Source organism: Paenibacillus durus ATCC 35681 (assembly GCF_000993825.1).
Lineage (GTDB): Bacteria > Bacillota > Bacilli > Paenibacillales > Paenibacillaceae > Paenibacillus_AQ > Paenibacillus_AQ durus_B.
The window spans coordinates 4,008,508-4,033,546 of the sequence record NZ_CP011114.1 but is presented as its reverse complement, the minus strand read 5'-3'; the positions used below and the strand labels follow the sequence as shown (position 1 = coordinate 4,033,546).

Annotated in this window: 22 protein-coding genes, 1 tRNA gene and 2 rRNA genes; 22 read left to right on the top strand and 3 right to left on the bottom strand. The window is 53.9% G+C overall.

What is annotated here, in order from left to right; translation table 11 throughout:
- Positions 1–89: 89 nt before the first annotated feature.
- A complete protein-coding gene (locus VK70_RS26680; protein ID WP_052756017.1) occupies positions 90–2,528 on the top strand; it encodes an O-antigen ligase family protein in 2,439 nt (812 codons plus the stop codon).
- On the opposite strand, the gene VK70_RS18885 is transcribed toward VK70_RS26680, so the two are convergent.
- The gene (locus tag VK70_RS18885; protein WP_025700760.1) at positions 2,507–3,160 is read right to left on the bottom strand and encodes an SdpI family protein; all 654 of its coding nucleotides are present in this window, start codon (positions 3,158–3,160) and stop codon (positions 2,507–2,509) included. The two genes, VK70_RS26680 and VK70_RS18885, sit on opposite strands and share 22 nt — an antisense overlap.
- A 53-nt stretch (positions 3,161–3,213) precedes the next feature.
- Entirely contained in the window at positions 3,214–3,510 is a 297-nt protein-coding gene (locus VK70_RS18880; protein ID WP_025700762.1) for an autorepressor SdpR family transcription factor, read from the bottom strand.
- Between the two features lie 240 nt (positions 3,511–3,750).
- On the opposite strand from VK70_RS18880, the gene uptA reads away from it, so the two are divergent.
- From uptA to VK70_RS18790, 17 genes are all read left to right on the top strand, one after another.
- Positions 3,751–4,368, top strand: coding sequence for an undecaprenyl phosphate transporter UptA (uptA, locus tag VK70_RS18875; protein WP_025700763.1), 618 nt, complete (start codon positions 3,751–3,753; stop codon positions 4,366–4,368).
- A complete protein-coding gene (locus VK70_RS18870) occupies positions 4,365–4,931 on the top strand; it encodes a thioredoxin family protein (RefSeq protein WP_025700765.1) in 567 nt (188 codons plus the stop codon). Before uptA ends, VK70_RS18870 begins: the two co-directional genes overlap by 4 nt.
- 4 nt (positions 4,932–4,935) lie before the next feature.
- Positions 4,936–5,562: an MBL fold metallo-hydrolase gene (locus VK70_RS18865; protein ID WP_025700767.1), complete on the top strand. Its 627-nt coding sequence runs from the start codon at positions 4,936–4,938 to the stop codon at positions 5,560–5,562.
- Between the two features lie 538 nt (positions 5,563–6,100).
- Entirely contained in the window at positions 6,101–6,631 is a 531-nt protein-coding gene (sigY, locus tag VK70_RS18855; RefSeq protein ID WP_025700770.1) for an RNA polymerase sigma factor SigY, read from the top strand.
- Complete coding sequence (locus tag VK70_RS18850; RefSeq protein ID WP_025700771.1) at positions 6,624–7,031, top strand: YxlC family protein; 408 nt, start codon at positions 6,624–6,626, stop codon at positions 7,029–7,031. Before sigY ends, VK70_RS18850 begins: the two co-directional genes overlap by 8 nt.
- Positions 7,022–7,270, top strand: a complete 249-nt coding sequence (locus VK70_RS18845; RefSeq protein WP_233277707.1) for a hypothetical protein — start codon at positions 7,022–7,024, stop codon at positions 7,268–7,270. The genes VK70_RS18850 and VK70_RS18845 overlap by 10 nt, the downstream gene beginning before the upstream one ends.
- A gap of 22 nt (positions 7,271–7,292) precedes the next feature.
- Entirely contained in the window at positions 7,293–7,481 is a 189-nt protein-coding gene (locus tag VK70_RS18840; protein WP_025700791.1) for a PLD nuclease N-terminal domain-containing protein, read from the top strand.
- Positions 7,481–8,401, top strand: coding sequence for an ABC transporter ATP-binding protein (locus VK70_RS18835; protein WP_036643291.1), 921 nt, complete (start codon positions 7,481–7,483; stop codon positions 8,399–8,401). Before VK70_RS18840 ends, VK70_RS18835 begins: the two co-directional genes overlap by 1 nt.
- Positions 8,398–9,180 carry an ABC transporter permease subunit gene (locus tag VK70_RS18830; RefSeq protein WP_025700776.1) on the top strand — a complete coding sequence of 261 codons (783 nt, stop codon included), beginning with the start codon at positions 8,398–8,400 and terminating at the stop codon, positions 9,178–9,180. The genes VK70_RS18835 and VK70_RS18830 overlap by 4 nt, the downstream gene beginning before the upstream one ends.
- Positions 9,181–9,333: 153 nt before the next feature.
- Positions 9,334–9,717 carry a hypothetical protein gene (locus VK70_RS18825; RefSeq protein ID WP_025700778.1) on the top strand — a complete coding sequence of 128 codons (384 nt, stop codon included), beginning with the start codon at positions 9,334–9,336 and terminating at the stop codon, positions 9,715–9,717.
- 232 nt (positions 9,718–9,949) lie between these two features.
- Entirely contained in the window at positions 9,950–10,237 is a 288-nt protein-coding gene (gatC, locus tag VK70_RS18820; RefSeq protein ID WP_025700779.1) for an Asp-tRNA(Asn)/Glu-tRNA(Gln) amidotransferase subunit GatC, read from the top strand.
- Between the two features lie 25 nt (positions 10,238–10,262).
- The gene (gatA, locus tag VK70_RS18815; protein ID WP_025700780.1) at positions 10,263–11,720 is read left to right on the top strand and encodes an Asp-tRNA(Asn)/Glu-tRNA(Gln) amidotransferase subunit GatA; all 1,458 of its coding nucleotides are present in this window, start codon (positions 10,263–10,265) and stop codon (positions 11,718–11,720) included.
- A gap of 29 nt (positions 11,721–11,749) precedes the next feature.
- Positions 11,750–13,189, top strand: a complete 1,440-nt coding sequence (gene gatB / locus VK70_RS18810) for an Asp-tRNA(Asn)/Glu-tRNA(Gln) amidotransferase subunit GatB (protein WP_036643293.1) — start codon at positions 11,750–11,752, stop codon at positions 13,187–13,189.
- 82 nt (positions 13,190–13,271) lie between these two features.
- Positions 13,272–13,742, top strand: a complete 471-nt coding sequence (locus VK70_RS18805; RefSeq protein ID WP_036643295.1) for a GNAT family N-acetyltransferase — start codon at positions 13,272–13,274, stop codon at positions 13,740–13,742.
- A 35-nt stretch (positions 13,743–13,777) separates the two neighbouring features.
- Entirely contained in the window at positions 13,778–15,694 is a 1,917-nt protein-coding gene (locus VK70_RS18800) for a DUF4097 family beta strand repeat-containing protein (RefSeq protein ID WP_025700784.1), read from the top strand.
- A 132-nt stretch (positions 15,695–15,826) separates the two neighbouring features.
- Positions 15,827–16,258, top strand: coding sequence for a Fur family transcriptional regulator (locus tag VK70_RS18795; protein WP_025690305.1), 432 nt, complete (start codon positions 15,827–15,829; stop codon positions 16,256–16,258).
- Between the two features lie 273 nt (positions 16,259–16,531).
- Positions 16,532–18,244: a glycosyl hydrolase family 18 protein gene (locus tag VK70_RS18790; RefSeq protein WP_025700786.1), complete on the top strand. Its 1,713-nt coding sequence runs from the start codon at positions 16,532–16,534 to the stop codon at positions 18,242–18,244.
- Between the two features lie 108 nt (positions 18,245–18,352).
- Here the strand turns inward: VK70_RS18790 and VK70_RS18785 are convergent, their stop codons facing one another.
- A complete protein-coding gene (locus tag VK70_RS18785; protein WP_025700788.1) occupies positions 18,353–18,718 on the bottom strand; it encodes a DUF2614 family zinc ribbon-containing protein in 366 nt (121 codons plus the stop codon).
- A 136-nt stretch (positions 18,719–18,854) separates the two neighbouring features.
- Between VK70_RS18785 and VK70_RS18780 the strand changes: the two genes are divergently transcribed.
- The 4 genes from VK70_RS18780 (at position 18,855) to VK70_RS18765 (ending at position 25,037) form a co-directional block, all read left to right on the top strand.
- On the top strand, positions 18,855–19,727 hold the full coding sequence (locus VK70_RS18780) for a nucleotidyltransferase-like protein (RefSeq protein ID WP_025700790.1): 873 nt from the start codon (positions 18,855–18,857) through the stop codon (positions 19,725–19,727).
- A gap of 406 nt (positions 19,728–20,133) precedes the next feature.
- A 16S ribosomal RNA gene (locus tag VK70_RS18775) occupies positions 20,134–21,688 on the top strand.
- A gap of 211 nt (positions 21,689–21,899) precedes the next feature.
- A 23S ribosomal RNA gene (locus tag VK70_RS18770) occupies positions 21,900–24,827 on the top strand.
- Together the 16S and 23S rRNA genes with 1 tRNA gene alongside form the textbook arrangement of a ribosomal RNA operon.
- Positions 24,828–24,961: 134 nt before the next feature.
- A tRNA-Asn gene (locus tag VK70_RS18765) sits at positions 24,962–25,037 on the top strand.
- Positions 25,038–25,039 lie beyond the last annotated feature (2 nt).

Genomic DNA, 25,039 nt, shown 5'->3' with positions numbered 1-25,039 from the left:
GGGCCTTTCGAGCGGGTACAGCGTTATGTTGTTTCCCAAGGGGGAAAACCGGAAACAATGAAGCTATCAACCATTTGGGAGACAATGCGATGCGAAAGAGCGGCGGGTACGGAAGGCGGGCTGCAAAGCTGCAGTTGACGGATATATGCGCGGTCATGGCCGCGGGACTTGGGGCTGCGGCTTGGCTGAAGCGTGGCCTGTTTTTCTCCGAGGATTGGTATCCTGTTCTGACCGTCTGGTTCTTGCTCTGCGGAGCTGTTGCGGCAAGCCGTCTCCATAAGGGGGATGAGCGGCGGCCCGGAGGGATAGGGGGTCTGGGCAAGGCGCAGAGGGTGGAGTGTAGTCTGGCAGGAGATTTAGAACGGGGAAAGGAGAGCAAGCTTGCGGGAAAAAAGAGCTGGGCTCGGACGGTCATGCTGGGCGGTCCGGTGATCATGGCTGCATTGTATGCCGCCGCATGGCTGAGAGGTCCCCTGTCGGTACAGGGAACTGTGAATGAACTGCTGCGCTGGAGCGGCTGCGGCAGCTTCGCCATACTGGCCTGGAAGGCAGCGTCCGGTGCCAACGCAGGCCGGATGCTCTCGGCAGCCTGGCACGCGGCGGGCATGCTTTTATGTCTGAGCGGGCTGCTGTCCTTTTGCGGGGCGCTTCCGATCCCGTATGCGGTGCTTCACAGCGCCTCGCCCGAAGTCAGCGCCTCGGGTGCAAGGCTTGGAGGATTGCTGCAGTATCCGAACGCCTTCGGCGCGGCGATGGCTGTATTTCTGCTGGAGCGTCTGTTCGCGGCCGCTCAGAGCTATGCCGATGAGAATAGCGAGCGGCCCGGCCGGGAGGGTGAAGAGGCAGGCAGTGTGGGTTACAGCGGAAAGGGCGTGGGGCGGAGGATGGCCCAGCCGGGGCCTGTTAGCCGCCGCGTCCCGGCCAAAGGGTCGCTGCGCGGCGAGCTGCTTCGCCTGGCGCCGCTGTTCCCCTACGCCGCCGCGCTGCTGCTCAGCGAGTCGCGCGGCGCGTGGCTCGCGGCGGCCTGCGCTGCCGCCGCCGCCCTGCCCCTGCAGCGGCGGCTTGCCCTGCCGCTGCTCGCCGCTGGCGCCGCCCCCCTAGCGGCGGCGGCGCTGCTCTACCGCGGACTGGCTGCCCTGCCCGCGGCTCCGCTGCCCGGCCTGCTGCTGGCCGGGCTCTGGGCCGGCGCGCTGGCCGCCGGCCTGTGGCTGGGCCGCCGCGCGCAGCATGCGGCCGGCCGGGGGCGCGCCGCCGCGCTCACGCTGGCGGCGCTGGCCTGGACGGCGGGCGGAGCCGCCGTCCTGACGCTTGTGCGCGCGCGGGGAACGGGACCGTCCTCGACGGTCGCCGCGCGCGGACTGATGTACCGCGACGCTCTGCGGTTCGCGGCGGAGGCGCCCTGGCTGGGCCGGGGCGGGGAGACCTGGCGCAGCGCCTACCTCGCTGTCCAGTCCCGCCCCTATGTGGGCAGCCAGGTGCACAGCGGATACCTCGATCTCCTCCTGAATGTCGGAGTGATCGGAGCAGCGGCCGCCGCCTTAAGCCTCGCGGCGGCGGGTTGGCTGATCAAGACGCACTCGCGGCGGCTCTTGCCTCCGTTTCTCGTCATCATCCTGCACGGCGCCGTCGATTTCGACTGGAGCTACGGCCTGTTCTGGCTGCTGCTGTTCTGGCTGCCCGCGCTGGCCAGAGCCGAGGCCGTCAGGGCCAGAAGGCTTTCCGGTCAAAGTTCATCTGCTGGTAAATATTTAATCCCGAAGCCTCTGCTCACAGATCCTTTACCTGCTAAATGTTTAACTCCAGGATTTCCGTCTGGGGATCATTTTGCTGCGGAGCGCCCGGCCGATATCCGCCCCCATAACCCGGAATCCACTATAAGGAAACTGCCGGCGGCGGCAGCCTGCTGTCTGCTGCTTACACTCAGCCTGCTGTCTTTCCGGGCATACCAGGGAGAAGCGCTGTACCGCGCTGCGGCATCGGCCCGCCAGCCGCAGGAGACGCTTGCGCTGCTGGAACGGTCGCTCTCCTGGAACCCGCTGTCTCCGAAGAGCGCTTTAGCTCTGTCCTCTTTTCTTGAACCGGGGCAGAGGAAGCGGATATTAACAGCAGCCCTTCGTTATTCCCCGGCAAATCCGGCGCTGAGCTGGGCGATGGCCGAAGCCGTCTCGGAGGAAGGACCTTCGGGCCAAGCATTATACTGGCTCCGCCGCAGCCAGCAGCTTGACGTCTTTAATTACATTAAACGGACAGAAGCCGTAGGACGAATGTTGACGTTGGGTGAGCGTCATCTGGCGGAGGGAGACGGGGGAGAAGCGCTGCGCTGCGCGGAGATGGGGCAAGAACTGCTGAGGCAGTATTTTTTGCTTGCGGCTGAAACGGCGGGAACAGCCTGGCATAACGACCGGAATTTCCGGTTCACAGCCGAAGCCCGCGCCCTTCACGATCGAATGGAAACCCTGAAGCGGGAGGCCTCAGGGCTGAAGGAACAACGCACGGTGGCCGAAGCCTATGCTTTTAAACGGCGGTAATCCAGCCATGAATATACACAAGGGAGTACAACCGCAAACAGCAGCGCGGCGATCATCGTATAGGTGAACCATTTTCCAGGAAGAAACGCGCTAATGATCATAATGATGCCCGCAATTGCCCAGAGTACTCCGGCGAGACGGTGGGTCCTGCGCCACACTTCGGGACTGGCCAGCGTCCATGGCGTCTTCACGCCGAGGAAGTAGTTGTCCTTGACCTGCGGCATGTAATTGCCGATGACAATAAAGGCCGCTCCCAACACGGCAATCGCAATTCTGGAGCTCGGCAAGGAGAAGCCAAGCCCGTATAATACGGAAGCGGCAAGCGCGGAGTCGAAGATCAGGGATATGGCCAGACGGATCATCGCATAAGCATTTTCGAATTTGGCGTAACGTTCTTTTTTCGGATCAAGAGGACGCGTAATCTGCATCAACACCGGCAGCAGAACTCCAAGTCCGCCAAACAGCAAAATTGCCGAGCCTTTGCTCTGAAATCCGTCGAATTCTCCCGATATACCGATATGGGCCGGGAGCTGCGCGGGCAGCCGGTGATAGTTGACCAGCGCGAAGCCGACCGTAAGCAGACCCACCGCAACGGCAAAGGTATCCTGCCATTTCCATTTAAAATCTTTCATCGCTTCATCCTCCTAAGAGCGGGCGGAAGATCCGTCTTCCGGTTTTGCCGATTTTAATTTCCTCGCTTTTTCTGTTTCCCGTTTCTGCCCTGAACGCCGCCCGTAAGCTCCAGCAGCCAGCCGAGCACCTCTTCCAGAACGGTGGTATTGAGCGTGTACCGGATGAACTGTCCCTGCCGCTCGTCCTGTACGAGTCCCGCAGTTTTAAGGGCGTTCAGATGATGGGAAATGCTCGGTTTGGACATGTTGAAGTATTCAGCGATTTCCCCGGCGGTTCGATCCTTGTCACGCAGCAGGCGGATGATTTGCCGACGTGTAGGGTCGGCCAGTGCTTTAAAGGATTCGTTCATCACTTTCAATAACCTTTCGATATTTAGATAATTGCTTAAATATATAATAATTATTAACGTTCCCATTTGTCAATCGTTTCCATGCCTTCTCACCCACCAAACTAGAAGTCGTAAGCATCCCTATGCTAGAATAAATTAATAGTAGAAACCTACTGCATAGACAAGGGTGCGAGCGGGAGCCGGGGTTATACATTGGGCGAGCGGATAGCATTCCGAAAAAAACGGGAGGAGGAACGAGAGTTGCATGTCATTTCTGATTTTGTCTCGCAGCTGTTCGAATGGATTCAGAGTCTAGGTTACTTCGGTATTATGATTGGACTTATGATTGAAGTTATCCCCAGCGAAATCGTCCTGGCCTACGGCGGTTATTTGGTTCATCTGGGAGAGATTAATTTCTTCGGGGCTGTTCTCTTCGGTACGATAGGCGGGGTTATCGCGCAGATTTTCGTGTACTGGATCGGACGTTACGGCGGCAGGCCGGTGCTGGAGCGGTACGGCAAATACATTTTAATCAGAAAGCATCATATCGACCACGCGGAAGCCTGGTTTGAGAAGTACGGCACGGGCGTTATTTTTACGGCGCGGTTTATACCGGTGGTCCGGCACGCCATTTCCGTCCCTGCGGGAATTTCCCGTATGCCGCTTTGGCGGTTTATTGTGCTCACAACGCTGGCCGTTATTCCCTGGAGCGTATTGTTTGTCTATCTCGGCATGAGCCTGGGTGAAAATTGGAAGAATATTGACGAAAAAGCCGCTGCGTATACGCATGAAATCATCATCGGCGCCATCGCGCTGATCGTCGTTTATTTTCTGTTCAAGTGGCTCCAATCCAAAAAGAAAAGAGGGAATGCGGCATGAAGCAAAATCTGGCTTCCAAATTCGGACAGGGTCTGACGCCCCGTCAATTTGTGGAGGGCATGACGAAGAATCAGCAGGCATTTGAATCATGGTATGAAGCTTTTTCCTGGCAGGACGAGAGCGACCGGGAGTTTTTTGAAAGCCTTAACCACCGCGACGATCTGCGCTCGCTTATTTTGGCCGCCGACTGGTGCGGCGACGTCGTCCGCAATGTGCCTGCGGTATTCCGGATTTTTGAGACGGCGGGCATCCGGGCGGAAGTGCTTATTCTGGAAGATAATCAGGATGTGATGGACGATTATCTGACGATGGGCGGACGCGCCGTGCCGATTGTTATTATCGCGGATACGGGCGGGCATGTTCTGGGACATTGGGGTCCGCGCCCGCAGCATGTGCAGAAGCTGATGAACGATTTCAAAAAAGAGAATCCGGACCGAGAGGCTCCGGACTACGAAGGTAAAATCGCGGAGGTCCGCAAGGCGATGGGCCAAGCCTACGGGGAAGGAACGGAATATCAGGCAGTGATCGCCAAGGAACTGCGCGAACTGATTTCCGGGTTTTAATGCGATGTTGAACATTCGGAGTTTTAGTCTTGGTCCTTTGCAGACCAATGCCTATTTGCTGACGGGAGCGAACCCTGCCAAAGGCATTATTATCGACCCCGGCATGAACCCGGCCCCGCTTGTGCGGGCCATTCAGGATATGGAGATCGAGGCGATTCTGCTGACGCATGCGCATTTTGATCATATCGGCGGCGTTGACGAAATTCGCAAGCTGAAGAACTGCCCGGTCTATCTCCATGCCTTGGAGAGCGACTGGCTGACAAGCGCCAAACTGAACGGCTCGCTTATGTGGCCGAACGTGTCGCCTCCGATTACGACGGACCCCGCCGAGTTCGATCTGGACGAAGGACAGACGCTTGAGCTGATAGGGAATACGTTCCGCGCCTTCCACACCCCGGGACATTCTCCGGGCAGCGTAAGCTTTTTGTGCGGAAGCGACTTGTTCGCCGGCGATGTGCTCTTCAGACTTGGGGTTGGGCGGACTGACCTACCGGGCGGAAGAGAGCGCGATCTGCTGGATTCGATTCAGGGCAAGCTGTTCAAGCTGGATGACGATGTCACTGTACATCCGGGACACGGCCCGCGCACAAGGATCGGTTTCGAACGGGCGAACAATCCTTATGTGTCTTGACAGAAGACAACGGTGATCGACAAAAAGCGAGAAATAGGCTAGACAAAAGGATACAAACTTGCTACAATGACGTTAATTAAATGTAACATTTACCTAAGCGAAGCACGCAGACTGCGGAATCATCCCGGTTTGCGTTCTTTTTTTGTCTTTTTTAAGGTGAAGATCGAACGGAGGAGCTTTTGTTGAAGAGCAGAATACGCCATCTTCTTGATTACGGGGAATACTGCGGTAACCCCCCACTTTCAGGTGATGAAGAAAATAAATGTATTGGTAAGCATGCGGTATCTAACGAGCCGGGCAGTATCCGGGAGGAAGCGGAAGCCTATGATAGCACGGGGGATGACAGTGAATCCGTTACACCACAGCCAACCCTCTCTTTATTCTGGAGCTTCCCGCAAGGAAGAGGAGTCAGGCAGCCGTGGCGGAGCAGGTTGTGGGAGCACCAGAGAGACCAGTTATAATTTTTTCATGAAGCCTTTGAACGATTCGTTCAGGCCAGACGTATTACATATGAAAAAAATAAACGGCGGGAGAACCGATGAGCGACGAGGAATCTCAAATCATCCGCAAGGCGCAGCGAGGTGACCGTCAAGCACTGGCGCAGCTGCTTCAGAATCATTATTCCTTTATGTATAAGTATTTGCTGAAGCTGACGATGGACCCCGCGCTGGCGGAAGATGTTACCCAGGATACGATAGTCAGATGTATGGAAAAGATCGCGTTATACAACGGCTCGTCTTCTTTCTCTTCCTGGATGATTACGATCGCGACCCGGCTGTATATCGACAGGATGAGGCGGCGAAGCCGGGAAGAAGAATGGATTCGGCGTGAAAAGGGCATCCGGTCGATCCGCTGGCGGTTCGAAGCTCAGGGCGAAGAGTGGAGCGATGTGCTGGATGCCCTGTCCCGAGTTCCCTTGCCGCAGCGGATAGCGCTACTGCTTAAACATTATTACGGCTACAGCTACGGGGAGATCGGCAGGATTTTGGGAATTCCCGAAGGGACGGCCAAGTCGCGCGCGGCGTATGGACTGCGGCAGCTGCGAGAGGAGTTGAAAGAGGATGACTAAGGATAATACCGGGCCGGATAACGGCAGCCAATGGGGGGAAACACCTGACAAGGACGGCAAGGCAAGGGCGGCGGAGGATCACGCATCCTCTGAATTTGCGCTGCCGGAGCTTATAGCGGGATTGGAACAACTGGACCGTGTATATGCCAATGAAGCTGCACCGCCTTCGCTTGGCGAGCTTCAGGCGCAGCTGATTGCCGCGTCCGAAAGACATAGGCGCCGCATGTTGAAGGAGTGGCTGTTGTTCTGGCTTATCTCTCTGTTTCTTCTGGGGTTGTCGCTGCTGGCGATTACTTCTGCGCCGCCGCTGTACTGGATGATCCAGGGGCTTGTTCCCATCGCAGGCATAATAGCGCTCGTAATACGTCTTGGACGGAAAGGGCGCGGTGAATGGAGATGAAAGAGCATTCCAATCTGCCGCTTTGGGCTTGGACCGTCCTGGCTGTACTGCTGATGTCCCAGGGTACGCTGTTGTTCCGCACCGCCCGCGACCTTGGGAGATGGCGTTGGTTCTGGGGCCTATGGGGGATGACAACGTTTCCGCTGCCGACGATTCTCTACTTATTGCTTGTTGTATTTCCTGAATACCGCCGGAAACAGAAGGAAATCACGGAACAGGATAAGAAGATCAGAAAATAAAGGGTCAAGGGTGGAATACGGTATGAAGACACTCGATCTGTCGTTGTTATGGCCGCTTTTTGCGCTGCAGGGATTGCTGGCCGTCATCGGACTCGTGTCACTGGCCAGGGCGCGTAGTGTACGCGGACCGAAGTGGATGTGGGCAATTATTATTTTGCTTGGCAATCTGCTTGGCAGCCTTGTCTATTTTACGATAGGGAGGAAAGAATAATGCCGCCGCTGCTGCAAGTTTCGGGGCTTCACAAGGTTTTCCACGGGCAAACTTCTGTGGACGGAATCAGCTTTGATATGGAGCAGGGGCGCTGTGTCGCCCTGCTTGGACCCAATGGCGCAGGGAAGACGACCACGCTGCGCATGCTTGCGGGCCTGTTGGACCCCAGCCGGGGCAGTATTTTGTTCGACGGTAAGCCGATTGGAAAGGATTACCGCAAGCAGATTGGGTATCTTCCCCAGTCGCCTTCTTTTTATAACTGGATGACCGGGGAAGAATATATGCACTTTGCCTCAAGACTTAGCGGCATGGGCGGGAAAGAGGCAGCGGGCCGGGCTGCCGTCATGCTTGAGCGGATGGGGCTTGAAGATGCCGCAAAAAGGCGGATCGGCGGCTACTCCGGAGGCATGAAGCAGCGCCTGGGGCTTGCGCAGGCGCTTGTCCACGCTCCGCGCCTGCTGCTGCTGGATGAGCCGGTATCGGCGCTAGATCCCATCGGCCGCCGCGAGATTATGGATCTGCTGCGGGAAATCGGCAGAGAGACGAGCGTGATTTTTTCTACACATGTGCTGCATGATGCCGAAGAAGTATGCGACGACATTATCATGATGAACCGGGGAAGGATTGCCGAACACGGAACGCTGTCTTCCCTTCGATTGAAGTACAATAGGCCGGTTATTACTCTGCGCGTAGAAGAACGGGAGGCAGCCTTGCAGTGGCTGGAGTCACTCCACACCCGTTCTTTCATCCTTGAGGGCCGTAGGGAAGCTGACGGCTCCGTGCTTCTAAAGGTGGAAGACATGGAGTCGGCAAGGTCCGTGATTCTCCGTGAGGCGGCGGAGCGCGGAATTCCGCTGCTGCGTTTCGAAGCCGGTTCCTTGTCGCTGGAGGATGTATTTATGGAGGCGGTGGGAGGATGAGAAGCGCTTGGTTTTTTTACCGTAAAGAAATGCTGGAGATGACCCGGAGCTACAAGCTGCTGTGGATACCGGTCGTATTCATTATCCTTGGCATCATGCAGCCGATTTCGGCTTACTATATGCCCGAGATTCTGAAAATGTCTGGTGATGTGCCTCCGGGGATGCTGGAACTGTATAAGCTGCCGGGCGCGGCGGAGACCATGGTCAAATCGCTCGGGCAGTACGGCATGGTTGGCCTGCTGGTGCTCGCGCTTTCGGCAATGAACAGCTTTGCTGGCGAGCGGGAGGGCGGAACCGCAGAACTGGTGCTGGCCAGGCCGCTGACTCCGCTTGCCGCCGCTTCCGCTAAATGGCTGGCGCAATTGACCCTGCTCGCGTTGTCTTTGGGGCTGGGCGCCGCATGTGCAGGCTATTATACCGTCCGATTAATCGGCGGCCTCTCCTGGAGTGCGGTGCTGGCGGCATCGGCGCTGTACGGATTATGGCTTCTGTGCGTGGTTTCTTTTACGCTGCTGTTCAGCGCCTGTCTCCGCGCTCCGGCGGCTGCCTTTCTATCGCTCGCGGCCGCAGCGGGTTTGGCGCTGCTGCATACGCTGCTTCCCCGGCCGCTGCGCTGGTCGCCCGCCGCTCTGCCGCAGCTGTCCGCGGAGGCGCTTATGCAGCAGGGGGCCGCTGCGTATGCTTGGGTTTTTCCGGTACTGTCGGGGATCGCGCTGATTGTTCTTTGCTTTTTGGGTGCTTCGCTTCTCTTTGGCCGTAACAAACTGCCCCGGTTCTAGGCCCCGCTGCAAAATGTAACAACTTTTTTTCAATTTCATATTTTTACGTATATTTTCAATTTTGCGCCGTTTCTTCCTGTAGACATGTCTATCTTTTTTTAGTAGACTGTGAAAAAGCACAACACGAAAGATATTGGCTCAGGAGGTAGGGCGATGCTGCGTTTAGGAGAAAAGGTTGTCATTGTCGCGGACGCTTTCGAGCAGAATCTTCCTATCGGGGACTATGGATACGTGATTGCTTACGACCGTAATCCTGATAATGCGTTTGATTATGTCATTCGCATCCCTCAGGCGAACCGGAACTTTTACGTCACGGCGGAAGACGTTGAGACGGAAGCGGATCTGCTCACTGAGGAAGCGGAGAGAACTACGCAAGAAGCATTGATTGATTTTGCATTGTCCACGCACAACGAGAAATTGTTTTACCAATTGATGAACGGTGAGGCCGAGCAGACGGAAGATGCAGAGACCAGTCCCAAGGAGAACATGTCCCAGGCGGAATTCATCAAGCAGGTGAATCTTCGGGCCTGGATTTAAAGAAAGCCGGCGCAAGCCGGTTTTTTTTGTAATATCAGAGTCTTGGCTATAGAGGGATTCAGCAGCCTTTTACCAAAGCACCCATCGGTGCTTTTCTTGTTTTCATCGGTTTCTGTGAGGGGTTGTTCCCTACATCTGCTGGTATAACCGCATTGAATTGTCCACGTTTCTACAATATAATTAGTAACGTTATCCGGGCGCTTTAGCCCTTTAAACAGGAGGGATTCCCAAAATGAGCATTACCGTCAAGGATGTGCAGCATGTGGCCCGTCTGGCCCGTCTACATTTAAGCCCGGAGGAAGAGGCTATGTTTACGGAGCAGATGAACGCCATTTTACAATATGCGGAGAAATTGAGCGGACTTAATACGGAAGGCGTTCAGCCGACGACTCATGTGCTGCATGTCAGCAATGTAATGCGCGAGGATGTCGTGAAGGAGAGCCTTTCGCTTGAGGAAGCACTGCTTAACGCGCCGGAAGAAGAAGACGGACAGTTCAAAGTTCCGGCGGTTTTGGAATAATCTAAATAGGTAGGGAGATGACATTTTGAGCCTGTTTCAATATCGGTTGTCCGAATTACATAATATGCTGCATGCGGGGCAAGCCTCGGTCAGCGAGCTGACCGAGGAATCGCTGTCCGCTATTGCGCGGCTGGACGATAAGGTGAACGCCTTTCTTACGCTGAATGAAGAAGGCGCCCGCGCTGATGCCCGTGCCCTGGACGACAAGCTCGCTTCGGGAGCGTCCCGGGGGCTGCTCTTCGGGCTGCCTGTCGGCGTTAAGGACAATATTGTGACCAAAGGGCTGCGCACGACCTGCGCGAGCCGTTTTCTTGATAATTACCAGCCGATTTATGACGCGACCGTTGCCGCCAAGCTGCGCCAGGCGGACGCCGTAACAATCGGCAAGCTGAATATGGACGAGTTCGCCATGGGCGGCTCGAATGAGAACTCGGCCTACGGGCCGGTCCGAAATCCTTGGGATTTGGAACGCGTCCCGGGCGGCTCCAGCGGCGGCTCTGCCGCGGCGGTGGCTGCGGGCGAGGTGTTCTTTGCTCTTGGCTCCGACACCGGCGGCTCGATCCGCCAGCCCGCTTCGTACTGCGGCGTTGTCGGCCTGAAGCCGACCTACGGCCTTGTCTCCCGTTACGGCCTCGTGGCGTTTGCCTCCTCGCTTGATCAGATCGGGCCGCTAACGCGGACCGTTGAGGATTCCGCCTACGTTCTGCAGGCGATTGCCGGTTATGACGCCCAGGACTCCACGTCCGCCAAGGTCGACATTCCCGATTATTTGAGCGCCCTTACCGGAGACATCAAAGGTCTTCGCATTGCCGTGCCTAAGGAATATCTGGGCGAGGGCGTGGATGCTTCCGTCCGCGAGACCGTGCTGTCTGCGCTTAAAGTGCTGGAAGAGCTCGGCGCGGTCTGGGAAGAGGTTTCCCTGCCGCATACGGAATATGCGGTAGCGACTTACTATCTGCTGGCTTCCTCGGAGGCTTCCTCTAATCTGGCCCGCTTCGACGGGGTGCGCTACGGCGTGCGTGTCGACGAGGGCGGCGGTCTGCTCGATCTGTATCTTAATTCGCGCAGCCGGGGCTTCGGCCCGGAAGTCAAGCGCCGGATTATGCTTGGAACGTATGCGCTAAGCTCGGGTTATTACGATGCTTACTATTTGAAGGCGCAGAAGGTACGGACACTGATCAAGCAGGATTTTGATGAAGTATTTAAGAAGTATGACGTGGTAATTGGACCGACCGCCCCGACAACGGCGTTCAAGCTCGGCTCTCAGACCGAGGACCCGCTTACCATGTATTTGAACGATATTTTGACTATTCCGGTTAATCTGGCGGGTATTCCAGCCGTTAGCATTCCTTGCGGTTTTGCCGAAGGACTGCCTGTCGGGCTGCAGATTATCGGCAAAGAATTTGATGAGAGCACGGTGCTGCGCGTCGCGCACGCCTATGAACAGCATACCGATTACCATAAGCAGCGTCCGCAGCTGTAAACGGCCGATAAGGAGGGAAAGAGATTACCATGCCATCATCCAAGTATGAAACAGTCATTGGACTGGAGGTTCACGTCGAGCTTCACACGAAGTCCAAAATTTTCTGCGGCTGCTCCACGGAATTCGGCGCGCCGCCCAATACGCATACCTGTCCCGTCTGTCTGGGACATCCTGGAGTATTGCCCGTATTAAACCGCCAGGCGGTGGAATATGCGATGAAAGCCGCCATGGCGCTAAACTGCACGATCAGCGACGTCAGCAAGTTTGACCGCAAGAACTATTTCTATCCCGACTTGCCGAAGGCTTACCAGATTTCGCAGTATGACCAGCCGATCGGCCTGAACGGGTGGATCGATATCGAAGTGAACGGCGAAACGAAGCGAATCGGTATTACCCGGCTGCATTTGGAAGAGGATGCCAGCAAGCTTACGCATGTGGACGGTGGATTCGGCACGCTTGTTGACTTCAACCGGGGAGGAACTCCGCTGATTGAAATCGTCTCCGAGCCGGATCTGCGCTCCCCTGAAGAAGCCCGCGCTTATCTGGAGAAGATGCGGGCGATTATTCAGTATTGCGACGTATCCGACGTCAAGATGGAAGAAGGCTCCATGCGCTGCGACGCGAACATCAGCCTGCGGCCTGTGGGCCAACAGGAGTTCGGCACCCGTGCCGAGCTGAAGAACATGAACTCCTTCCGCGGCGTGCAGCGTGGTCTGGAGTATGAGGAGTTCCGCCAGGCGGACATTCTCGATGGAGGCGGCGAAGTCGTGCAGGAAACCCGCCGCTGGGATGACGCTCAGGGCAAGACTTTTTCCATGCGTGGTAAGGAAGAAGCCCATGACTACCGGTATTTTCCCGATCCGGACCTGATTGTACTGCATATTGATGACGCTTGGAAGGAAGCCATCCGGTCTTCCATTCCTGAGCTTCCGGATGCGCGGCGGGTCCGCTACAGCGAAGAGTACGGCCTGCCCGCATACGACGCAGGGGTACTTACCGCATCCAAGCCGGTCGCTGATTTCTTTGAAGGCAGCTTGAATTTCACGGGCGATGCCAAGGCTGTTGCCAACTGGATTATGGGCGACCTGCTCGCCTACCTGAACGGAAACAATCTGGAACTGTCCCAGGTCAAGATCACGCCGCAGGGACTTGGTGAAATGATCGGGCTTATCGCCAAGGGGACCATCAGCAGCAAGATTGCCAAGACCGTATTCAAAGAAATGCTCGAATCCGGCAAGCTTCCGGCACAGATTGTGGAAGAGAAGGGGCTTGTACAGATCAGCGACGAAGGCGCGATCAAGGGAATCGTGGAAGCGGTCGTGGCAGCCAACCCGCAATCCGTAGAGGACTACAAGGCAGGCAAGCAGAAAGCGATCGGCTTCCTTGTCGGCCAAGTCATGAAGGAAAGCAAAGGCAAAGCGAATCCGGGGCTGGTTAACAAGCTTTTAGGCGAAGTGTTGAACGGTTGACATAAGATGAAATAAATGGGTAATTAATACTGAAGGCTTGTCGGCAGCGGCAGGCCTTCTGCAATATAAGGAGATACCCGGTATGAGCAAAATAGTAAAGCTGGACCTCCTGGACGAGGGAACGCTTAGTGACCTGTGGAGCCTTCAGCATAAAGCTTACCGCCTGGAAGCGGAGTGGATCGGGTTTAGCGCCATTCCTCCGCTGCTTGAGACTCGGGATACACTCAGAAATTGCGGCGAGGATTTTTACGGCTGCCTGAGTGAAGACGGGGAACTGTCGGGTGCTGTAGCCACGGCAGAAGAGCGTCCGGGTAGCTTAACGATTACACGTATGATGGTCAGTCCGGATCATTTCCGTAAAGGAATTGCCGGCCGGCTGCTGGAGCATGTATTTGCGCTTTATCCGAATAAGGAGCGTTTTATCGTATCCACGGGCAAAAAGAATGTGCCGGCGGTCTCTTTATACCGCAAGCATGGTTTTGTCCCGATAACTTCCTCGGAAGTAGCCCCCGGCGTCGAACTGATCGAATTTAACAGGAACGGCAAACGTTGATTCGGCGAATCTACACAAGAAAGGAGAAGGCCCGTATGAAAAATGAATCGCGTATACCGTTGCCAGCGAAGCAACAGGAAAGTTATTCCGCAATGGAGCGCGGTGACAAGCAGCTTGTCATTGTAGAAGAGAGCGGCGGCGCAGAAGTTATTCCTCCCCGCAAAAAGCAGCGTCCGATCAAGCGCAAATTCATAGCCGGTCTGCTGGCAGCGATAGTCCCCGGGACCGGTCATTTGTATTTGGGCCTTCTTCGGAAAGGGATTTCCTTTCCCTTTGTGATTGTGCTGGATATAGCGGCGCTGCTGTATTTTTCCTCCATCGGCATGCAGATCAATGTGCCTCTTCTTATTTTGCTGGCCCTGTTTATTCCGGCTGTCTATTTCTATAATGTATATAATGCTCTGCAATCGGCCGACCGGTTGATTCGTCTCCGCAAAATGCCTGGGGCTGCGGACACCGCCATGGATTCCGCTCAGGAGCGGCGCCGGCGTTTCATCAGCGAACCGGGGATCTCATTTGGTCTGCTCCTGCTGCTCGGAGGAATCATGCTGTTCTTTTTCCGGCAAAGACCAGTCTGGCTGCGGTACTTTATCGAGCATCAGGCAGGCGCGGCCGTGGGAATTCTCTTGATCGCGGGAGGAGTGTTCCTTGCGGCAAGGGAGATTGGCATAAAAATATTCCGCAGGCGGCAAGAAGACCGGATCGGACGGTATACCGCTTCCTTCCTGCTGATTGGAGTCGGCATTTTGCTGTTCCGGGACTGGCAATGGGGAACCGACAATCTGCTGCTGCTGTTAAAATGGTGGCCGGCGCTCCCTGTATTGTGGGGTTTGGAGTACCTATCTCATTTCTTTATTTCCCGGTGGTCCGGCACAGCCGCAACCGGTTCAAGATTCCGTCTGGATTTTCGGGGTCTTCTGCCTGCCATCCTGCTTAGCGCAAGCGTGTTTATCGTATCGGAGCAGGAGCATTACCTGCATCTGTGGAATAAGGTCAGCCTGAATTTGACTGCAGCCGCCGTTGACTACGGGGAGGCGAAAGGCAGTAAATTTCAGAAGCCTGTGCTGACGGTTCCGGTGGAATTGAAATCCGCCAAGCTTGCCGTTGACGCGATCAACGGGGATATCGTGGTGCACCGAAGTCCGATTGATCAAATAGAGGTTACATCTACCGTGTGGGTTGACCAGTTGGAAGGGGCAAGAGCGGAAGCCATCTCGGATCAATCGTTCATTGAAGTTACCGAAGGGGCGACCATAAACCTGACGACCAAGGGCAAAGCCTATGGTGAATCGGGCAAGCGCCAGCCGCGTGTCGATTTGGATATAGCCCTTCCGGAGAACCGCCGTTTCAATCTGGAAATCAGAACAATGAATGGCGGTATTACGCTGCAAAATACGGAGGCGATCCAGGACATTTCACTGGAAACCGGCAATGGATCGATCATTTTGCATAAGGTGTTCGGCAATATCAAAGGGAAGACCCACAATGGAGAAGTAAAAGTCAGAGAAATTGAGGGCGATGTGGATCTTTCCACGAACGGAGGCGATATGCGGGCTTGGGACGTTACGGGGGCTCTGAAGCTTTCAACGGCCGTCGGCAATATCAGCGCTGATCGCAGCGGAACCGATATCGATGTCTCCACCAAGAACGGGAATGTGGCAGTGAACGAGGCCAGATCGTCAGTTACCGCTCAGTCTCTAAATGGAATCATTGACATCCGTTCTCCTTATGTACAGGGTGACTGGAATATTTACAGCGCGGTTGGCGATATCAATCTCCACCTGCCTGCGGAGGGGAGCTATTCCTTGAAGGGTTCCAGCAGCTATGGCGACATCATTTCCGACATACCCGGGCTCGTCATTGACAAAAAAACGATCTCCGGCAAAGTGGGAATTGGTGAATATAAGGTGGAGGTTGAAGGGAACAGCAACTTAAATGTGATAGAAAATTGAACAAACTAATTTTTATTAAATAATAATCAATATAATTAACTGACTGCGTTGACAACATTGAAAGGTCGGTCTTACAATAAATACAAGAGCGTTTACTTACTACAAGATCGACATGTAAAGGCGGTGACAGGGATGGGAAGCGGCGTACAGCACGCATTGGAACAATTGAAGACAACCGGTGTCCGTATTACGCCTCAGCGTCATGCGATTTTAACTTATTTGATGGAATCGATGAATCATCCTACCGCAGATGAGATTTATCGTGCGCTGGAGCCGAAGTTTCCGAGCATGAGCGTGGCGACCGTTTACAATAACTTGAAAATGTTCATGGAAGCCGGAATGGTTCGCGAACTAACCTATGGCGACAATTCCAGCCGCTTCGATGCTAATGTAACCGATCATTACCATATCATATGCCAGGATTGCGGCAAAATCGAGGATTTTAGTTATCCGCCGCTGCATGAGGTTGAACGCCAGGCGGAGTTAACTACCGGTTTCATCGTGAACGGATTGCGCATGGAACTCTACGGTATTTGCAGCTGCTGTGCGGGTAAGCGGCATTGATGTAGAATTAATAATGCATAGCGTAAGACTCCCGCTGTCTTGGAAGGCGGAAGACGCTTTTGCCAAAAAGTAACGAGAACGTGCGGAGTCCGAAAATACAGCGGATAACTCACGTTTTCTTTTTTTAAAATATTAAATTTATAAGTTTCAAGCTTATCAATGGCCTTATATTTCTACGAGAAACGTACTTGCGTTCTTCAAGGACGCCGTTAGGCGTTTCTTCTTGGCAGCATTTTCCTTACTTTAAATTCAGCAGAGTATGGAGGACCTATTTTGAACAGAAGACAGAAGCATGGACGGGGACGCGCCGCCCAGCGGAGCGGTGTTCTTCGCAGACTTTCAGGATTGTTAATCGTTGCGGCGGCGGTATGTGCACTAATCTTTTTTGTGCTGCCAAATCCTCTTCACGTCGATCCGGAGTGGAAGGGGGCGGACAAGCCTATTTTCGTCAAAGGCCAATATACCGGATTTTCCGCTTCTGGAACCGGAGAGAACTTGCTGCTGCCTCTTCCGCTGTTGGAGAAATCGGTAGATTCCTCTATCCGGTACGAATCTGGGACGAAGTCGGTCATTCTTTCGACGGACAGCAAGCTTCTATATATGCAGGCGGACAAGACGACGGCCAGCCTTAACAATAAGCCGATTCAGCTTCGGCTGGCTCCCGAAGAACGGGATGGAGTCACCTATTTGCCGGCCGAACCGCTTAAAAGCTTATATGGCCTTGATGTGCAGGAGAACGCGGATACGGGAGCAGTTCTGTTAATGACCGCCGGCGAAACGGTGCCGCTCGGAGAAGTGAAGGAAGATAAGGTCGCACTGCGCACCGAGGCGACGATTCACGCGCCTGCCCTAGCCGACATGACGCCCGGGACGAAGGTGAGAATCTGGAGCCGGCACGGGGAGTGGCTGTACGCTCAAATGAATAACGGACTTGCCGGTTATGTACAGGCGGCGGATATCACGGAGACCGGAGTTAAGACGGTGGAGAAGACAGCAACCGAACCAACCCGGGCCGAGCGCAGTTGGGACGGCAAAGCCGTGAGCTTGACCTGGGAAGCCGTCTACGACAGGAGTCCGAATCCTGGTTCCATCGGCAAGCTGAACGGTGTTAATGTTGTGAGCCCTACATGGTTCAAAATCGTGGATAGCGAAGGAAACGTGCGCAGCCAAGCAAATCAGGCCTATGTGAAATGGGCGCATGGCAAGGGGATGGAAGTGTGGGGACTACTAAGCAATGACTTCGATCCCGACTTGACTACACAAGCTTTGGCCACCTATGAAAAGCGGATGCGAACGATCGTACAAATGCTGGAATACTGCGATCTTTACAATCTGGACGGCATTAATATCGATTTTGAAAATGTATATACGAAGGATGGCGATAATGTAACGCAGTTTATGCGCGAACTGAAGCCAATGGCCCAAGCGAAAAATCTCATTTTATCCATCGACGTCACTCCCAAATCGAACAGCGAAATGTGGTCGCTCTTTCTCGACCGGCGCTCGCTGGGAGCATTGGCTGATTTTATGATTGTGATGGCCTATGATGAGCATTGGGCTTCCAGCCCCGAGGCCGGTTCGGTGGCATCGCTCTCCTGGTCGCGGAACTCGGTGGAGCGCATTCTTGAAGAAGACGCGGTGCCAGCGAAGAAGCTTGTTTTGGGCGTTCCGCTGTATACCCGTATTTGGACAGAAAAAATGGCCGGAGGGAAGACGGAAGTAAGCTCCAAAGCGGTCAGCATGGATGCTGTAGCTGATATTATCCGCTCCAAGAAGCTGGCACCCGTCCTTTCCAAAGATACTGGACAAAACTATGTGGAATACAAGGAAGAAGGAGTTCTCCGTAAAATTTGGATTGAGGACAAGGTGTCGCTGCAGTCGAGAGTGAAGCTGGCCAAGTCTTTGAACTTGGGAGGTATTGCGGCCTGGAACCGCAGCTTTGCGGGAGACGGGACATGGGAAACACTGAGCGGAATTCATCAATAATAATGCAAATAACAAAAGAGGCTTCCCGGAGCGGGGGCCTCTTTTTCTGTTACAGCCGGTACTGACCCTACTGCAGATTTTGTTCCCTTTGTGCGCCGGATTCTGGGGTTATTGTTTGAGTTGTTCGCTTTCTAGCTGTTCGGAGGTTATGGTCGCCTGCTGCTGGTCCAATGTAAGAATCGTATGACAGAACATACAGCGATCCGTTTTTCCGAGCATTTTAGTCAGCTTGCCGCATTCCGGGCATTCAATCTGAACGGCGCTTGTAGACAGCATGCCTGCCCAAAAATAAATCGCAAGACTAGCCATCATGGAAACCAAACCAACCACAAGCCCGAATGCCGCGAAAATTTTGCCTGTCTGACCCCAAAATACAATGCCGGCTGTTCCCAGTATCATGAGCCCCATGCCGAGCATCGTCAGCAGCAGGCCCCATGTGCGAAAAGCGTTAATCTTAGCGGATTTAAAGGTCATGAGTCATTTCTCCCAGCTAAAATATAGTTCGGTCGTCCGGAAGGAACTAACATGGGGATGTAGAATAATTAGATGATAAGATAAGAGAATTATAACTGAATTGACGCAAAATCGCCAAATTTGATGGAGGACGATAATGGAATTATCCAATCTGACATTATTAAATGGAGATATTTTTGACGAGAACGCCCTTGGAGCGATTGCTTTGGATTCCCAAGGCAAGGCTCCTTTTCAGAGCGCCCTTCTTTATGAGTTCGATAGGGTTGTAATGCTTCTGCGCGAGGATGGGGAAGAGAATCCGCTTGTTGGCAGCATGATTACAGGCGAGTTGCGGACCCAAACTCTTAGAGTCGGGCTTTCGATGTTAAAGCGCTCCATTATAACAGGAGACAATAATGAGCTTATTACCTGTCTGCTGGAAGGCGAGATTATTTGGGACCCTCAGGAAGTTCTGGAGCAGCTTCGAGCAGATGTGAATTCCTTTGAGCAGCCGCTAAGGGAGCGGATATTGTTTATAGAGTTTGCCCGGTTTTTGCATATGTATGTGAAGTCGAAACGTTATTTGCAGGCCGGTTGTATAATGGATTCGTACAATTGCATTCTAATGGCTCTGTATCATTGGGCGCGAATGGAGGTCGGCGAGGCTGGTCACTATCCGACACCGGCGGTATGGGAACAGGTGAAGAGTCTGAACAACTCGGTATATAAGCTGTACGAGGAGCTGACAATCAGCGGTGAAACGATGGATCAGAGAATTCAGCTTGTTCAGCTTGCTTGTGAGTTTTCCCTTGTGTCCAAAATGGGCGACTGCTGCAAATGGTTCCTTGACCTCCTGAAGGAGCGGAAGGGATCGTGGAGTATAGAGGAGCTTCTCGAACTTTCCGAATTAAAATATGTTGAAGCGGAACTGCCGTTTGTTCTTCGCAAGCTGGCATCCCGGTCACTGATTCGGGAAATCGTGTCGTGGAGCGACGCAGGCGGCGGATATCAGGTGCGATATACTTTGTAGTCCATTCTCTAATCTTGAATATCGAGCTTGTTTTTGAACTGGAGAGGCGTAGCGCTCTCTTTTTTTCATTTTATTGCGGAAATGGGAAAGGGTGACAATAATATTTATTGTTGACTGCCTAGTCGTTCATGTGATACATTATAACTCGTCCCTCGGGAATGAACAGCGATACAACGTTTGAAGAAGCAACCGAAATAAAATTAATTCAAAAAAAAGGTTGACTAATTCAGGGGCGACGTGATATATTATAAAGGTCGCCGCGTGAGACGCGATGATGCACTGAGAGAGACATTGATCTTTGAAAACTGAACAACGAGTGAGTAGGAATTCGCTTGGCGAGTTCCAAAATGAAGAGAAGAAATTCTCGTCAGATGTTTCAAATTGAGCGAATCGCTCTTTCAATACTTTATTGGAGAGTTTGATCCTGGCTCAGGACGAACGCTGGCGGCGTGCCTAATACATGCAAGTCGAGCGGAGTTGTGATGGAGCTTGCTCCTAATCAACTTAGCGGCGGACGGGTGAGTAACACGTAGGCAACCTGCCCCTTGGACTGGGATAACTACCGGAAACGGTAGCTAATACCGGATAATTCCTCTTAGCTCCTGCTAGGAGGCTGAAAGGCGGAGCAATCTGTCACCAAGGGATGGGCCTGCGGCGCATTAGCTAGTTGGTGGGGTAACGGCTCACCAAGGCGACGATGCGTAGCCGACCTGAGAGGGTGAACGGCCACACTGGGACTGAGACACGGCCCAGACTCCTACGGGAGGCAGCAGTAGGGAATCTTCCGCAATGGGCGAAAGCCTGACGGAGCAACGCCGCGTGAGTGATGAAGGTTTTCGGATCGTAAAGCTCTGTTGCCAGGGAAGAACGTTCTCTAGAGTAACTGCTAGAGAAGTGACGGTACCTGAGAAGAAAGCCCCGGCTAACTACGTGCCAGCAGCCGCGGTAATACGTAGGGGGCAAGCGTTGTCCGGAATTATTGGGCGTAAAGCGCGCGCAGGCGGCTGTTTAAGTCTGGTGTTTAAACCATGGGCTCAACCTGTGGTCGCACTGGAAACTGGACAGCTTGAGTGCAGAAGAGGAAAGTGGAATTCCACGTGTAGCGGTGAAATGCGTAGAGATGTGGAGGAACACCAGTGGCGAAGGCGACTTTCTGGGCTGTAACTGACGCTGAGGCGCGAAAGCGTGGGGAGCAAACAGGATTAGATACCCTGGTAGTCCACGCCGTAAACGATGAGTGCTAGGTGTTAGGGGTTTCGATACCCTTGGTGCCGAAGTTAACACAGTAAGCACTCCGCCTGGGGAGTACGGTCGCAAGACTGAAACTCAAAGGAATTGACGGGGACCCGCACAAGCAGTGGAGTATGTGGTTTAATTCGAAGCAACGCGAAGAACCTTACCAGGTCTTGACATCCCTCTGAATACGTTAGAGATAGCGTAGGCCTTCGGGACAGAGGAGACAGGTGGTGCATGGTTGTCGTCAGCTCGTGTCGTGAGATGTTGGGTTAAGTCCCGCAACGAGCGCAACCCTTGACTTTAGTTGCCAGCAGGTCAAGCTGGGCACTCTAGAGTGACTGCCGGTGACAAACCGGAGGAAGGTGGGGATGACGTCAAATCATCATGCCCCTTATGACCTGGGCTACACACGTACTACAATGGCCGGTACAACGGGAAGCGAAGCCGCGAGGCGGAGCCAATCTTATAAAGCCGGTCTCAGTTCGGATTGCAGGCTGCAACTCGCCTGCATGAAGTCGGAATTGCTAGTAATCGCGGATCAGCATGCCGCGGTGAATACGTTCCCGGGTCTTGTACACACCGCCCGTCACACCACGAGAGTTTACAACACCCGAAGTCGGTGGGGTAACCCGTAAGGGAGCCAGCCGCCGAAGGTGGGGTAGATGATTGGGGTGAAGTCGTAACAAGGTAGCCGTATCGGAAGGTGCGGCTGGATCACCTCCTTTCTATGGAGAATCGTTTCCCGCAGCGGAAACATTCAAATCTTAAATCTAGCCGGATTGGCTAGTTGCTCACTCGTTGCTCAGTTTTGAGAGTTCAATCTCTCAAGTCTTGATCCTTGAAAACTGGATACCGAAACGAAAATTGCGTTTTAGAACATCTTTTAGCTGAAACTTGTGTCAAGCGATTGATCAAGTGAAGTAAGAGTGCTTAGTTGGTTAAGCTACTAAGAGCACACGGAGGATGCCTAGGCGCCAGGAGCCGACGAAGGACGTGGCGAACAACGAAAAGGCCTCGGGGAGCTGTAAGCAAGCTTTGATCCGGGGGTGTCCGAATGGGGAAACCCGGCTGTGGTAATGCACAGTCACTTCCATCTGAATACATAGGATGGATAGAGGCAGACCAGGGGAACTGAAACATCTAAGTACCCTGAGGAAGAGAAAACAAGAGTGATTCCGTCAGTAGCGGCGAGCGAACGCGGAACAGCCTAAACCGAGGAGCTTGCTCTTCGGGGTTGTGGGACGTCTTACATGGAGTTACAAAGGAATAGGGTAAACGAAGAGGTCTGGAAAGGCCCGCCAGAGAAGGTAACAGCCCTGTAATTGAAAGTCTATTCCCTCCAAGACGGATCCCGAGTAGTGCGGGGCACGTGAAACCCCGTATGAATCCGGCAGGACCATCTGCCAAGGCTAAATACTCCCTGGCGACCGATAGTGAAACAGTACCGTGAGGGAAAGGTGAAAAGCACCCCGGAAGGGGAGTGAAACAGTGCCTGAAACCGTGTGCTTACAAGAAGTCAGAGCCCATTTTAGGGGTGATGGCGTGCCTTTTGTAGAATGAACCGGCGAGTTACGTTTAACGTGCAAGGTTAAGGCGAGGAGCCGGAGCCGCAGCGAAAGCGAGTCTGAATAGGGCGCTTAAGTACGTGGGCGTAGACCCGAAACCGGGTGATCTACCCCTGTCCAGGGTGAAGGTGCGGTAACACGCACTGGAGGCCCGAACCCACGAACGTTGAAAAGTTCGGGGATGAGGTGGGGGTAGCGGAGAAATTCCAATCGAACTCGGAGATAGCTGGTTCTCCCCGAAATAGCTTTAGGGCTAGCCTCGGTGAATGAGAGTAATGGAGGTAGAGCACTGATTGGGTGCGGGGCCCGCAAGGGTTACCAAGCTCAGTCAAACTCCGAATGCCATCTACTTGTCGCCGGGAGTCAGACAGTGAGTGCTAAGATCCATTGTCAAAAGGGAAACAGCCCAGACCATCAGCTAAGGTCCCCAAGTGTGTGTTAAGTGGGAAAGGATGTGGAGTTGCACAGACAACCAGGATGTTGGCTTAGAAGCAGCCACCATTGAAAGAGTGCGTAATAGCTCACTGGTCGAGTGACTCTGCGCCGAAAATGTAACGGGGCTAAACACACCACCGAAGCTATGGCTTGATGCTTGCATCAGGGGTAGGGGAGCGTTGTATGCGGATTGAAGGTTGACTGTAAGGACAGCTGGACTGCATACAAGTGAGAATGCCGGTATGAGTAACGAAAAGATCAGTGAGAATCTGATCCGCCGAAAGCCCAAGGTTTCCTGAGGAAGGCTCGTCCGCTCAGGGTAAGTCGGGACCTAAGGCGAGGCCGACAGGCGTAGTCGAAGGACAACAGGTTGATATTCCTGTACCACCGTAATCCGCTATCGAGCGATGGGGGGACGCAGGAGGGTAGTGACGCGGACTGATGGATGTCCGTCCAAGCAGTGAGGCTGGTGTGTAGGTAAATCCGCACACTTTAAGGCCAGGCTGTGATGGGGAGCGAAAATTACAGTAGCGAAGGTCATGATCTCACACTGCCAAGAAAAGCCTCTAGCCAGGAGAAGGTGCCCGTACCGCAAACCGACACAGGTAGGCGAGAAGAGAATTCTAAGGCGCGCGGAAGAACTCTCGTTAAGGAACTCGGCAAAATGACCCCGTAACTTCGGGAGAAGGGGTGCCTCGGTAGGGTGAATAGCCCGAGGGGGCCGCAGTGAAAAGGCCCAAGCGACTGTTTAGCAAAAACACAGGTCTGTGCGAAGCCGCAAGGCGAAGTATACGGGCTGACGCCTGCCCGGTGCTGGAAGGTTAAGGGGAGCGGTTAGGGGTAACCCGAAGCTGTGAACCGAAGCCCCAGTAAACGGCGGCCGTAACTATAACGGTCCTAAGGTAGCGAAATTCCTTGTCAGGTAAATTCTGACCCGCACGAATGGCGTAACGACTTGGGCGCTGTCTCAACGAGAGATCCGGTGAAATTTTAATACCTGTGAAGATGCAGGTTACCCGCGACAAGACGGAAAGACCCCATGGAGCTTTACTGCAGCTTGATATTGAACTTGGGTACGATCTGTACAGGATAGGTGGGAGCCTTGGAAGCCGGAGCGCCAGCTTCGGTGGAGGCGCCGTTGGGATACCACCCTGATCGTATCTAGGTTCTAACCTGGTACCCTAAGCGGGTACGGGGACCGTGTCAGGCGGGCAGTTTGACTGGGGCGGTCGCCTCCTAAAGAGTAACGGAGGCGTCCCAAGGTTCCCTCAGAATGGTTGGAAATCATTCGAAGAGTGCAAAGGCAGAAGGGAGCTTGACTGCGAGACCTACAAGTCGAGCAGGGACGAAAGTCGGGCTTAGTGATCCGGTGGTACCGCATGGAAGGGCCATCGCTCAACGGATAAAAGCTACCCTGGGGATAACAGGCTTATCTCCCCCAAGAGTCCACATCGACGGGGAGGTTTGGCACCTCGATGTCGGCTCATCGCATCCTGGGGCTGAAGTAGGTCCCAAGGGTTGGGCTGTTCGCCCATTAAAGCGGTACGCGAGCTGGGTTCAGAACGTCGTGAGACAGTTCGGTCCCTATCTGTCGTGGGCGTAGGAAATTTGAGAGGAGCTGTCCTTAGTACGAGAGGACCGGGATGGACGTACCGCTGGTGCACCAGTTGTTCCGCCAGGAGCATGGCTGGGTAGCTACGTACGGACGGGATAAGCGCTGAAAGCATCTAAGCGTGAAGCCCCCCTCAAGATGAGATTTCCCAGTATGTAAGACCCCTTGAAGACGACGAGGTAGATAGGTTGGAGGTGGAAGCACGGCAACGTGTGGAGCTGACCAATACTAATCGGTCGAGGGCTTATCCAAATTCACCCCAAAAAGTGAAGCGGAGGCTTCGAAGAGTATGCCGAATACTTTTCGGGGACCCCGGGCACAGGGGGAAACGCAATGTTTCGTTTCGAATCCAGTTTTCAGGCGATCAAGCCTGAATTGAATATTGTTCCCTGATAGCTCAGTTGGTAGAGCACTCGACTGTTAATCGAGTTGTCACAGGTTCGAGTCCTGTTCGGGGAGCCATT